9 protein-coding genes are annotated in these 11,913 nt (G+C 70.5%); 5 read left to right on the forward strand and 4 right to left on the reverse strand.

Annotation, left to right across the window (positions count from 1 at the left end):
* Window positions 1–6: 6 nt before the first annotated feature.
* The 3 genes from secA2 to ACZ7CD_RS36260 all read right to left on the reverse strand — a co-directional run bounded on the left by secA2 (window position 7) and on the right by ACZ7CD_RS36260 (window position 6,622).
* Window positions 7–2,292: an accessory Sec system translocase SecA2 gene (gene secA2, locus ACZ7CD_RS36250; RefSeq protein ID WP_360398994.1), complete on the reverse strand. Its 2,286-nt coding sequence runs from the start codon at window positions 2,290–2,292 to the stop codon at window positions 7–9.
* Window positions 2,293–2,387: 95 nt separating this feature from the next.
* Window positions 2,388–3,686 (reverse strand): MFS transporter, encoded by a 1,299-nt coding sequence (locus ACZ7CD_RS36255; RefSeq protein ID WP_360398991.1) that lies wholly within the window; start codon window positions 3,684–3,686, stop codon window positions 2,388–2,390.
* 11 nt (window positions 3,687–3,697) lie between these two features.
* Complete coding sequence (locus ACZ7CD_RS36260; protein WP_470380668.1) at window positions 3,698–6,622, reverse strand: carboxyl transferase domain-containing protein; 2,925 nt, start codon at window positions 6,620–6,622, stop codon at window positions 3,698–3,700.
* Between the two features lie 179 nt (window positions 6,623–6,801).
* Between ACZ7CD_RS36260 and ACZ7CD_RS36265 the strand changes: the two genes are divergently transcribed.
* Together ACZ7CD_RS36265 and ACZ7CD_RS36270 are read left to right on the forward strand one after the other, a co-directional pair.
* Window positions 6,802–7,581, forward strand: a complete 780-nt coding sequence (locus tag ACZ7CD_RS36265) for a sporulation protein (RefSeq protein ID WP_360398985.1) — start codon at window positions 6,802–6,804, stop codon at window positions 7,579–7,581.
* 105 nt (window positions 7,582–7,686) lie between these two features.
* Complete coding sequence (locus tag ACZ7CD_RS36270; RefSeq protein ID WP_360399276.1) at window positions 7,687–7,959, forward strand: GlsB/YeaQ/YmgE family stress response membrane protein; 273 nt, start codon at window positions 7,687–7,689, stop codon at window positions 7,957–7,959.
* On the opposite strand, the gene ACZ7CD_RS36275 is transcribed toward ACZ7CD_RS36270, so the two are convergent.
* Window positions 7,952–8,575: a TetR/AcrR family transcriptional regulator gene (locus ACZ7CD_RS36275; protein ID WP_360398982.1), complete on the reverse strand. Its 624-nt coding sequence runs from the start codon at window positions 8,573–8,575 to the stop codon at window positions 7,952–7,954. The two genes, ACZ7CD_RS36270 and ACZ7CD_RS36275, sit on opposite strands and share 8 nt — an antisense overlap.
* 94 nt (window positions 8,576–8,669) lie before the next feature.
* Between ACZ7CD_RS36275 and ACZ7CD_RS36280 the strand changes: the two genes are divergently transcribed.
* Genes ACZ7CD_RS36280 through ACZ7CD_RS36290 form a run of 3 tightly spaced genes read left to right on the forward strand, consistent with a single transcriptional unit; the run spans window position 8,670 to window position 11,796 of the window.
* Window positions 8,670–9,815: an acyl-CoA dehydrogenase family protein gene (locus tag ACZ7CD_RS36280; protein WP_360399273.1), complete on the forward strand. Its 1,146-nt coding sequence runs from the start codon at window positions 8,670–8,672 to the stop codon at window positions 9,813–9,815.
* Window positions 9,816–9,826: 11 nt separating this feature from the next.
* Window positions 9,827–11,023, forward strand: coding sequence for an acetyl-CoA C-acetyltransferase (locus ACZ7CD_RS36285; protein WP_470380669.1), 1,197 nt, complete (start codon window positions 9,827–9,829; stop codon window positions 11,021–11,023).
* 14 nt (window positions 11,024–11,037) lie between these two features.
* Complete coding sequence (locus ACZ7CD_RS36290; RefSeq protein WP_360398976.1) at window positions 11,038–11,796, forward strand: SDR family NAD(P)-dependent oxidoreductase; 759 nt, start codon at window positions 11,038–11,040, stop codon at window positions 11,794–11,796.
* The last annotated feature ends 117 nt before the right edge of the window (window positions 11,797–11,913 follow it).

Consider the following 11,913-nt stretch of genomic DNA (forward strand, 5'->3'; position numbering starts at 1 on the left):
TGACGGTCAGCGCCGCTGGCCGCGCACCATCTTGACCAGACCCTTCATCGTCTCCTCCAGTCCGGAGCCGAACGGGTTGTCGTGCACCAGGTACGTCCACGTCGAGCTGGGGCGCTTCACCCCGGCGTCGGCGAGGTCGTAGCCGTCGTCGGTGATCTTCGCTGCCTCGTACTTCTCCTTCGCGAGCTCCCACGACTCCGGCACGATCTTGTTGAACGCCGGGATGGCCTCGCGGTGGAACTCGTCGAGCGGGTTCTGCCGCGCCAGCGCGCGCAGGTGGATGCCCTCGCGCAGGTCGGACAGGAACGTCAGGTGGTGCGTCCACAGGTCGTCGAGGAAGAACAGCGTGATCCCGCGCGCCGCCTCCGCCGCGATCTCGTCGGGCGCACCCTCCTTCTCGCCGAGCTTCTCGAACGCGGCGTCCGTGCGCAGCACCACGTCCCGGTGCTTGAGCAGCAGGTCGCGCTGGTGCTCGATCAGCTTGTTGTAGCGCCACGTGTTGCGGTGGATCTCCAGGTCCACGCCCTCGGCCACGCGCTGGGCGTGCTCGAAGGTGTGCAGCAGGCCCTTGTCGCGCACCCGGCCGTCGGTGTCCACTTCGGACGGGTCCTCGGCGTCGGGCGCGTACTGGGTGATGAGGTCGTCCTGCAGCGACGAGAAGAACACCGAGCCACCGGGGTCGCCCTGGCGTCCGGCGCGGCCGCGCAGCTGGTCGTCGAGGCGGGAGGACGAGTGCCGGCCGGTGCCGACCACGTACAGGCCGCCCAGCTCGGCGATGCGGTCGTGGTCCTCGCCCTCGTGACCGCCCAGGCGGATGTCCGTGCCGCGACCGGCCATCTGCGTCGACACGGTGATGCGCCCGAACGAGCCGGCGTCGGCGATGATCGCCGCCTCCTCGGCGTCGTTCTTCGCGTTCAGCACCACGCACTCGAGCCCGGCCTTGCGCAGCTTCGTGGAGATCCGCTCCGACTCGGCGACGTCGAGCGTGCCGACGAGGATCGGGCGCCCGCTCTCGTGCGCGGTCTTGATCTCCTCGACGATCGCGGCTTCCTTCTGCTCCAGCGTCGCGTAGAGGCGGAAGTGCTCGTCCTCGCGGATGTTCTCCTTGTTCGGCGGGATCACGAGGACCTCGAGCGAGTAGAACTCGCGCAGGGTCTCCGCGACCGCCACGGCCGTACCGGTCATGCCGCACCGCGTCGGGTACCGCGACAGCAGCGCCTGCACGGTCATCGAGTCGAGGATCTCGCCCGACTCGGTCGTCTGCACGTTCTCCTTGGCCTCGACCGCGGCCTGCAGGCCGTCCGGCCACCGCTGCAGCTTCGCGACGCGGCCGCGGGTGTCGTTGATCAGGTGCACCTTGCCGTCGCGCACGATGTAGTCGACGTCGCGGTGCAGCAGGACCTGCGCGTGCAGGGCCACGTTGACCTTCGACAGCGTCGAGGTGACGTGCTCCTGCGAGTACAGGTCGATCTCGCCCAGCGCGCGCTCGACGGCCTCGGAGCCCGCGCCGGTGAGGAAGACGTTGCGCTCCTCGTCGTCGATCTCGTAGTGCAGGTTCTGCCGCAGCCGCTTCACCAGGTCGGCGATCACCGGGTCGGCGGCCTCCGCGCTGGTCGAACCGGCCAGCACGAGCGGCACGCGGGCCTCGTCGACGAGCACCGAGTCGGCCTCGTCGATCAGCGCGACCTCGGGCTCGGGGACGATCAGGTCCTCCGGCCGGGTGGCGATGCGGTCGCGCAGGATGTCGAACCCGATCTCGCTGACCGGTGCGTACGTGACCTCGCACTGGTAGGCGTCGCGCCGCTCCTCGTGCTTGGAGCTGCCGTTGAGCCACCCGGCGCTGACGCCGAGCAGCCGGTACAGCGGCCCCATCCACTCGGCGTCGCGCTGGGCCAGGTAGTCGTTGACGCTGACCACGTGGACGCGCTTGCCCTTGATCGCGAACCCGGCCGCGGCCATGGCGCCGGCGAGCGTCTTGCCCTCACCGGTGGCCATCTCGACGACGAGGCCGTTGAGCAGGCCCAGCGCGCCCAGCACCTGCACGTCGAACGGCCGCTGCCCGATGGCGCGGTCCGCGGCCTCCCTGGTCAGCGCGACCAGCTCGGTGTCGGTGCACTCCTCGCGCAGCTTCACGGCGTGGGCCGTCAGCTCCTCGTCGCTGAACGCCTTGAACGCCTCGGCGTGTTTGTCCACGTCAGCGAGCCGGGCCGAGAACGGTGCGAGGTCGATCGACGCCGGTTTCTGCGCGAACCGGCGCATCCGCTGCTTGAAGCGCGCCATGAGAGTGGTCACGACGCAGCAACGTACGGCATTGCCGCGAGGTTCCGCAGAGGTCTTGACTGTGAAGGCCCGGATTGTCGGGTTCATCCGGGCCTCCACAGCCGTGATCAGGCCTGTTCCGGTTGGTGCGTCTCCGGCAGCCGCAGCACCGACACCAGTGTCACCACCGCCATGAGCAGCAGGAACGCCGACACCGACAGCGAGGTCCCGGTCGCGCCCAGCAGCGCCGTCATGATGACCGGCGTACCGCCGCTGACCAGGATCGACGCCAGCTGGTATGCCAGCGACGCGCCCGAGTAGCGGACCTCGGGCGCGAACAGCTCACCCAGGTAGGCGGCGATCGGCCCGTAGACCAGCGAGGTCGCGATGCCGCCGACGGTCGTGGCCACGAACATCCACAGCAGCGAGCCCGTGTCGACCAGCAGGAAGTACGGGAACGCCCAGACGAGCATGCCGACCGTGCCCGCGATGATCAGCGGTCGGCGGCCCAGCCGGTCCGACAGCGCACCGGCGTAGAGGATCACCGGGATGCCGACGAGCGAGGACAGCAGGCTCACCATCAGCACGGACTCGCGCGCCAGCCCCAGCGTCGTGGTCGCGTACGACAGCACGCCCGCGATCGAGACGTAGAAGATGGCGTTCGAGGCGAACATCAGGCCGGCGCCGAGCAGGATCTGCCTGCGGTGCGAGCGCAGGGCCTCCTTCAGGGGAGCGTGGACGACGGCGGGACCGGCGGCGCGGCGTTGCTGCAGCTCGCGGAACACCGGGCTGTCCTCGACCTTGAGCTGGATGAACAGCACGACCGGGAACAGCAGGGCGCTCGCGAGGAACGGCACGCGCCAGCCCCACGAGGCGAACGCCTCCTGGCTCATCGTCGTGGTGGCGGCGATGAAGGCGACGTTGCCGAGGAACACGCCGATCGGCACACCGGCCTGCCCGAACGTGCCCGCGAACCCGCGGCGGCGCGGTCCTGCGGACTCGGTGAGCAGCAGGACGACACCGCCCCACTGGCCGCCGACGGCGATGCCCTGCAGGAACCGCAGCACGACGAGCAGCAGGGGAGCGCCGACGCCGATGCTGGCCGAGGTCGGCAGCAGGCCGATCAGGAACGTGGCACCGGCCATCATGGCGAGGCAGATGACCAGCGCCGGCTTGCGGCCGAACCGGTCACCGACGTGCCCGAAGACCAGGCCGCCGATGGGGCGGGCGACGAAGCCCGCCCAGAAGGTGCTGAACGACAGCAGCAGCGCGACCAGCGGCGTCGCTTCCGGGAAGAACAGCTTCGGGAAGACGAGCGCTGCCGCGGTCGCGTAGATGAAGAAGTCGTACCACTCGATGCTGGATCCGGCCAGACCGGCTGCCATGAGCCTGCGCAAGGTCTTCTGTTCCGGGGCGACACTGACCACGGGGGTGCTCCTCACCAGGTGTCCACGAACGGGCGTTTCTTCCCTTGGGGGCGGGAAGCTGAGGGGGCGAGCGCCGTCGCGACCCACCGGCGGGTGTCCGCGGGGTCGATCACGTCGTCGATCTCGAAGACCGACGCGACGTTGAGCGCTTTGCCGTGTTCGTACGCCGCCGCGACCATGTGGTCGTAGCGCGCGGCGCGTTCCTGCGGGTCCTCGATGGCGTCGAGCTCGCGCCTGAACCCGAGCTTCACCGCCCCTTCGAGGCCCATGGGGCCGAACTCACCGGTGGGCCAGGAGACGGCGAACTGGGGGACCTTGAGGCTGCCGGCGGCCATGGCCTGGGCGCCGAGCCCGTAGGCCTTGCGGGTCACGACGAGTCCGAAGGGGACGGACAGGTTCGCGCCCGTGACGACCATGCGGGTGAGGTGGCGGACGGTGGCGGTGCGCTCGGCGTCCGGGCCGACCATGAAGCCGGGGGTGTCGCAGAGGCTCACGACGGCGAGGTCGAACGCGTCGCACAGCTGCAGGAAGCGGGCGGCCTTGTCGGCGGCGTCGGCGTCGATGGCGCCACCGAGGACGTGCGGGTCGTTGGCGATGACGCCGAGCGGACGGCCTTCGACGCGGACGAGCGCGGTGACGACGCCCCTGCCGAAGCCCCTGCGCAGTTCCAGGACGGAGCCGGTGTCGGCGAGGGTGTCGATGATCGGGCGGACGTCGTAGGCGCGCAGGCGGTTCTCCGGGACGGCGTGGCGCAGCAGGCGCTGGTCCGCGCACTCCCACGACGACTGGTGTCCCTGGAAGTACGAGAGGTACTGGCGGGCCACGGCGACGGCTTCTTCTTCGGAGCCGACCACGACGTCGACGACACCGTTGGGCACCTGCACGTCCAACGGCCCGATGTCCTCCGGGCGGAACGTGCCGAGCCCGCCGCCCTCGATCATCGCGGGGCCGCCCATGCCGATGTTCGCGCCCTCGACCGCGATGATCACGTCGCACGTGCCCAGCAGCACCGCGTTGCCGGCGAAGCACCGCCCCGCGACCACGCCCACCAGCGGCACCTGGCCGCTCAGCTGCGCGAACGCGTGGAACGAGCCGCAGTCGAGCCCGCTGACCATGCTGTGGTCGGTGTCGCCGGGCCGCCCGCCACCGCCTTCGGCGAACAGCACCACCGGCAGGTTCTCCTGCCGTGCCAACGCGAAGAGCCGGTCTTTCTTCTGGTGGTTGCGCAGGCCCTGGGTGCCGGCGAGCACCGCGTAGTCGTACGACATCGCCACGATCCGCTGCCCGTTCACGACACCGATGCCGGCCACCATGCCGTCGGCGGGCGTGCGTTCGATGAGCTCGGGCAACGACCGGCGCGCGCGTTGGGCGGCGATCGCCAGACCGCCGTACTCGACGAAGTCCGTGCAGAGGTCGGCGATGTTCTCCCGTGCGGTGCGGCCACCGGCCGCGTGCCGCCGTGCCGCGGACTCGGGCCGGTCGAAGGAGTGCCGGTGCAGCACCTCGGCGAGGTCGGGCCGGATCTCCGCCGGGGCAGCCGGTGCGGCGTCCTCAGTGGACTCACCGGCGCCGGAGGCGAGCGGCTGACCGGCGGCGACCGTGTCCCCGACGGCGACCAGCACCTCGCCGGACACGCGCACGACGTGCTGCATCTTCATCGCTTCGAGCACGACGGAGTCCGCCGCCACCGCGACCACGGTCCCCGCCAGCGGGGCCCGCATGCCGTCGGCCGGTTCCTCGACGAGGAAGTCGGTCGGCACGCCGACGACGTCGCGGGTGAGCAGCGTCCGGAGGAACTCCAGGTTGGTCGGGACGCCCTCGACCCGGAACTCGCCCAGCGCCCGCCGTGCACGGGTGAGCGCCACGCCCAGGTCCTCGCCGTGCACCACGAGCTTCGCGAGCAGCCCGTCGTAGCGCGTCCCGACCCGGTAGCCGGGGTAGGCGTGCGTGTCGACCCGGATGCCCGGCCCGGACGGCGGCTGGAACACCGACAGCGTCCCGCCGGAGGTCTGGTTCACCCGCAGCTGCACGGCGCTGCCCCGGTCCAGCGGCGTGACGTCGACGTCGCCGCCCTGCGCCAGCAGCAGCTGGGTGCGCACGAGGTCCACTCCGGACACCACCTCGGTCACCGTGTGCTCGACCTGCAGCCGCGGGTTGACCTCCAGGAACGCGAACTCGTCGCCGGAGACCAGGAACTCCACCGTGCCGACGCCGGTGTACCCGGCGGCGGTGGCGATCGCGGCCGCCGCGGAGTGCAGCGCCCGGCGCAGTGCGGGGTCGAGCAGCGGCGCGGGGGCGATCTCGGCGACCTTCTGGTGCCGCAGCTGCAGCGAGCAGTCGCGGTCGCCGAGGACCGCGGTGCCGACCAGCTGCACCTCGATGTGCCGTGCGGAGGGCAGCAACCGTTCGAAGTAGACGTCGTCGTCGCCGAACGCCGCCAGCGCCTCCGCACGGCACGCCTCGATCGCGGCGTCGAGGTCCGCCGGGTCGTGCACCGCCCGCATGCCCTTGCCACCGCCGCCCGCGACGGCCTTCACCATCACCGGGAACTCGCCGGGCACCGCGTCCAGCACCGGGATGCCCAGCGACGCGGCCAGCTCGCGGGCCCGCCGCTTGTCGCCCAGCAGCTCCAGCACCTCCGGTGACGGCCCGACGAACGCGAGGCCGCGGTCCCGGCACGCCCGTGCGAACGCCGCGTTCTCCGACAGGAACCCCCAGCCGGGGTGCACGGCCCGGCAGCCCTCCGCGGCGTCGAGGAGCTGCTCGGCGTCCAGGTAGGGGGCCGGTCCACGCAGCGCGACGGCCCGGTCCGCGAGCGTCACGTGCAGCGACGACGCGTCGTCCTCGGCGTACACCGCCACGGTGCGGATTCCCAGGTCAGCGGCGGCGCGCAGGACGCGCACGGCGACCTCGCCCCGGTTGGCGACCAACAGCACTGCAACCTCCTGAGCGACCGCTTAGTATGTGACGGCGGTCGCATGTTGCCATCTGAGGTCAACAGAAGTCCACACGGAACCGATCGGGGGAATGGGACGTCCACGGAACGGTTCGGCGCGAACGGACGATCCAGCAGGCAGACTCGCCGCACAGGTGCGAAGGGCTTCAGGAGGCCGCAGTGGTGTTCAAGAGGATGATGCGCGCGTTCGGCGTGGGCGGGCCGACTGTCGACACGGTCCTGACCAACCCGAACGTCCGGCCGGGCGAGGTGCTGAGCGGCGAGGTCAGGATCGCCGGCGGCGACCACCCGGCCGAGATCGACCACGTGACGCTGGCGCTGCTCACCCGCGTCGAGGTCGAGAGCGGCGACAACGAGTACAACACCAACATGGAGTTCCACAAGTTCTCCGTGGGCCAGCGCATCCTGGCGCAGCCGCACCAGAACCTGTCGCTGCCGTTCCAGATCCCGGTGCCGGTCGAGTGCCCGCTGAACGTCGTCGGCGGCATGCAGCTCGCGGGCATGCAGCTGGGCCTGCGCACCGAGTTGGAGGTCCGCGGCGCGGTCGACCCCGGCGACCTCGACCCGATCTGGGTGCACCCGCTGCCCTCGCAGGACGTGGTGCTGCAGGCGTTCGGGCAGATGGGCTTCCGCTTCACCAAGGCCGACAACGAGCGCGGCCGCATCCACGGCGTGCCGCAGACGCTGCCGTTCTACCAGGAGATCGAGTTCTACCCGCCGCCGCAGTTCGCGGGCCGCCTCAAGCAGGTCGAGCTGACCTTCGTCACTACCCCGCAGCACCTGCACGTGATCCTGGAGGCCGACAAGCGCGCCGGTCTGCTGCGCGCCGGCGGCGACGCCTACGGCCGGTTCGCCGTCACGCACGAGCAGTCGGTGGGCACCGACTGGACCGCCACCATCACCCAGTGGATGAGCCAGGTCTCCGGCAGCCGCTGGTAACCCGATAGGGCCGAAAGGCCCACCGCACTGCTCCTCGTGCTGCGGATCTCGGCGTCCGAAGGGATGATCGAAGGAGATCCGAACACCATCGAGGAGGAGGCGGTCATGACCATCGGCGGTGTCATCGGCGCGCTCGTCATCGGCCTGGTACTGGGCCTGCTCGGCAAGCTGTTCGCGCCGGGCAAGCAGAACATCCCGGTCTGGCTGACCATCCTGGTCGGCATCGCGGCCGCGTTCATCGGTTCGTGGATCGCGCGGCTGCTGGGCGTGGAGGACACACCCGGCATCGACTGGATCGAGGTGATCGTGCAGATCGTGGTCGCCGCGATCGGCGTGTCGCTCGTGGCCGGGCTGTACGGCCGCAACAGGGTCAGCTAGCGGGCCTGAGCATCCGCAGGACGAGGTCGGCGTACAGCGCGCCGATCTCGTCCGGTGTGCGCCGCCCGCCCGGCTGGTACCACCGCGCGACGTCGATGCACAGCGACAGCACCGCGAGCGTCGCGCCCCGCGGGTCCGGCACGTCGAACACGCCCGCGTCGATGCCGTCGGAGATGAACGACCGCATCCGCCCGTCGATCTGCCTGCGCAGCTCCGCCACCTCCGCGTGGTGTTCCGGGGAGAGCGCGCCCAGCTCGTACTGCACCACGCGTGCCGTCGTGTGGAACTCCGCGTGCCACCCCGCGAACGCCGCGACCGCGTTCTGCAGCCGCTGCACCGGGTCGTCGCCGCGGATGCCCGACAGCAGCGCCAGCGACGTCTCGTGGCCGACCCGCGAGATGTTGAACAGCAGCTCTTCCTTGGACCGGTAGTGGATGTACACCGCGGCCGGCGACATCCCGGCCAGAGCGGCGATGTCCCTGGTGGTCGTGGCGTGGTATCCCTTGTCCGCGAACGCGTGCACGGCGGCGATGAGCATCCTGCGGGCGGCGTCCGGGGTGATCGAGCGCCACGTCTCGTCGAGCAGCGCGAAGCCCTCCAGGCCGGTCGTCGTCATCGGGCGCTCCTCGCGTGTTGACAGGTGATCGATCGTACTGCACGCTAAGCGTGCGCTTAGCGCTAAGCAACCGCTTAGTATGGAGGAGAAGATCGTGCAGCGGACGCTGTTCAACGAGGACCACGTCGCGTTCCGCGAGTCGGCGAAGGAGTTCGTCGACCGCACGATCGCGCCGAACGTCGAGAAGTTCATCGAGCAGCGGGTCATCGACCGCGACGTGTGGCTGGAGGCGGGCCGCCAGGGGCTGCTCGGCCTGGAGATCCCGGAGTCCTACGGCGGCAGCGGCGCGAACGACTACCGCTTCAACGCCGTGTTCGCCGAGGAGCTGTGCCGGGTCAACGCCGCCGTCGCGTCGTCGCTGGGCATCCACGGCGACGTCGTGGCCCCGTACCTGGTCGACCTGTGCACCGAGGAGCAGAAGCAGCGCTGGCTGCCCGGCATGTGCACCGGTGAGCTGAAGACCGGCATCGCGATGACCGAGCCGTCCGGCGGCTCCGACCTCGCCGCGCTGAAGACGAACGCCGTGCGCGACGGTGACGACTGGGTCCTCAACGGCTCCAAGACGTTCATCACCAACGGCTACACCGCCGACCTGATCGTCGTCGCTGCCCGCACCGACCCGGCCAAGGGCGCGCGCGGCATCACGCTGTTCGCCGTCGAGACCGGCATGCCCGGCTTCGAGCGTGGCCGCAAGCTCGACAAGGTCGGCCAGCACCCCTCCGACACCGCGGAGCTGTTCTTCTCCGACGTCCGGCTGCCCGCCGAGAACATGATCGGCGAGGAGGGCCAGGGCTTCATCTACATGATGGAACGCCTGCCGCAGGAGCGCATCGGCGCCGCCATCTCGAACCTCGCGCACGCCCAGGGCATCTTCGACGAGACCCTGGAGTACGTGAAGGAGCGCAAGGCGTTCGGGCAGGCGATCGGCAAGTTCCAGCACAACAAGTTCCTGCTCTCGGAGCTGCGCACCAAGCTCGACGTCACGCAGGCGTTCGTGGACAACCTGACGGTGCAGCACGTGCGCAAGGAGCTGACCGCGGTCGAGGCGGCGCAGGCGAAGTACTGGAGCGCCGACATCGAGAACGAGGTCATCGACGCCTGCGTGCAGCTGCACGGCGGCTACGGCTACATGACCGAGTACCGCGTCGCCCGCGCGTGGATGGACGCCCGCGTCACGAAGATCTGGGCGGGCTCCAACGAGATCATGAAGGAACTCATCGGCCGCGACCTGGGCCTGTAGGGGAGTGCGACATGGCTGAAGCCGTCATCGTTTCCACCGCCCGCTCGCCGATCGGCCGTGCGCGCAAGGGGTCGCTCGCCTCACTGCGGCCCGACGACCTCGCCGCGCAGGTGATCGCCGCGGCGCTGGCGGACGTCCCCGCCACCGAGATCACCGACCTGCACCTCGGGTGCGCCGAGCCGCAGGACGAGCACGGCCAGAACATCGCGCGGCGGGTGGCCGTGCAGCTCGGCCACGACACCCTGCCGGGAACGACGGTCAACCGGTTCTGCGCCTCCTCGGTGCAGACCGCGCGCATGGCGTTCCACGCGATCAAAGCGGGCGAGGGCCACGCGTTCATCTCCGCCGGCGTCGAGTGCGTCTCGCGGTACCTGCACTCCGGCGTGCCGTCGTCCAACCCGCTCTTCGACGAGGCGCAGCAGCGGACCCAGGACACCGCCGCGTCCAACGCCCCGTGGACCGACCCGCGGTCGGACGGCAAGCTGCCCGACTACTACATCGCGATGGGGCAGACCGCGGAGAACGTCGCCACGCAGCTGGGCATCTCCCGGCACGACCAGGACGAGTTCGCGGTCCGGTCGCAGAACCTCGCGGAGAAGGCCATCGCGGACGGGTTCTTCGCCCGCGAGATCACGCCGGTGACGCTGCCGGACGGCACCGTCGTGTCCACTGACGACGGTCCGCGGGCCGGCGTGACCTACGAGGCGGTGTCGGCGCTCAAGCCGTCGTTCCGCCCCGGGGGCACCGTCACCGCGGGCAACTGCTGCCCGCTCAACGACGGCGCCGCCGCGGTCGTGGTCATGAGCGACGTGCGGGCCCGCGAGCTCGGCCTGACCCCGTTGGCGCGCATCGTGTCCACCGGTGTGTCCGGGCTTTCGCCGGAGATCATGGTCCTCGGGCCGGTGGAAGCGACGCAGCAAGCGCTTGCGCACGCCGGTATGTCCATTTCGGACATCGACCTGGTGGAGATCAACGAGGCGTTCGCCGTGCAGGTGCTCGGCAGCCAGCGCGCACTGGGCATCGACCTCGACAGGCTGAACGTCCACGGCGGCGCCATCGCGCTGGGCCACCCGTTCGGCTCGACCGGCGCCCGGATCATGACCACGCTGATCAACGGCATGCAGGCCCGCGACGCCCAGTTCGGGCTGGAGACGATGTGCGTCGGCGGCGGCCAGGGCATGGCGATCGTCCTGGAACGACTGAGCTGAAGGGTTCTGGCCAAGTGGGCATCCTCGACAAGTTCCGCCTCGACGGGAAGGTCGCGATCGTCACCGGCGCGTCCTCCGGCCTCGGCGTCGCGTTCGCCAAGGGCCTCGCGGAGGCGGGTGCGGACGTCGTCCTCGCGGCCCGTCGTGCGGACCGGCTGAAGGACACGGCCGCGCTGGTCGAGTCGACCGGCCGCCGCGCCCTGGTGGTGCAGGCCGACGTCTCGCAGCCCGACGACTGCCGGGAGGTGGCGCGTGCCGCCGCCGAGTTCGGCCCGGTGCACGTGCTCGTCAACAACGCGGGTGTGGCGTCGGCGGTGCCGGCCTCGCGGGAGACGCCGGAGCAGTTCCTCGGCGTGATCGACGTGAACCTCAACGGCGCCTACTGGATGGCGCAGGCCGCCGCCGCGGTGATGACCGCCGGTGGTTCGATCATCAACATCTCCAGCGTGCTCGGACTCGTGACCGGCGGCATCCCGCAGGCCGCGTACTCGGCGTCGAAGGCCGGTCTGCTCGGCCTGACGCGCGACCTCGCGCAGCAGTGGACCGGGCGCAAGGGCATCAGGGTCAACGCGATCTGCCCCGGTTTCTTCGCCTCGGAGATGACCGACCAGTACCCGCCCGGCTACCTGGAGAAGATGCGGGCGGCACTGCCCGCGGGGCGCATCGGCGACCCGGAGGAGCTGGCCGCGGCCGTCGTGTTCCTCGCCTCGCCCGCCGGTGGCTACGTGACCGGTGAGACGCTGGTGGTCGACGGTGGAGCGGTCATCGTCTGAGCCCGTGACCACTGCCTGAACGGCCTAGGCCGTGTTTTAGATGTGGCGTAGCCAGATGTTGATGGCGGCGATGTGGACGGTGGCCTGGTAGCGGATGGCGAGTTTGTCGTAGCGGGT

It is taken from the genome of Lentzea sp. NPDC036949 (genome assembly GCF_055608075.1).

Excerpts from the sequence above, each read along its gene's own strand:
- ACZ7CD_RS36270 (WP_360399276.1), top strand. The coding sequence starts at position 7,687 with ATGACCATCGGCGGTGTCATCGGCGCGCTCGTCATCGGCCTGGTACTG.
- ACZ7CD_RS36275 (WP_360398982.1), bottom strand. The coding sequence starts at position 8,575 with ATGACGACGACCGGCCTGGAGGGCTTCGCGCTGCTCGACGAGACGTGG.
- ACZ7CD_RS36285 (WP_470380669.1), top strand. The coding sequence starts at position 9,827 with ATGGCTGAAGCCGTCATCGTTTCCACCGCCCGCTCGCCGATCGGCCGT.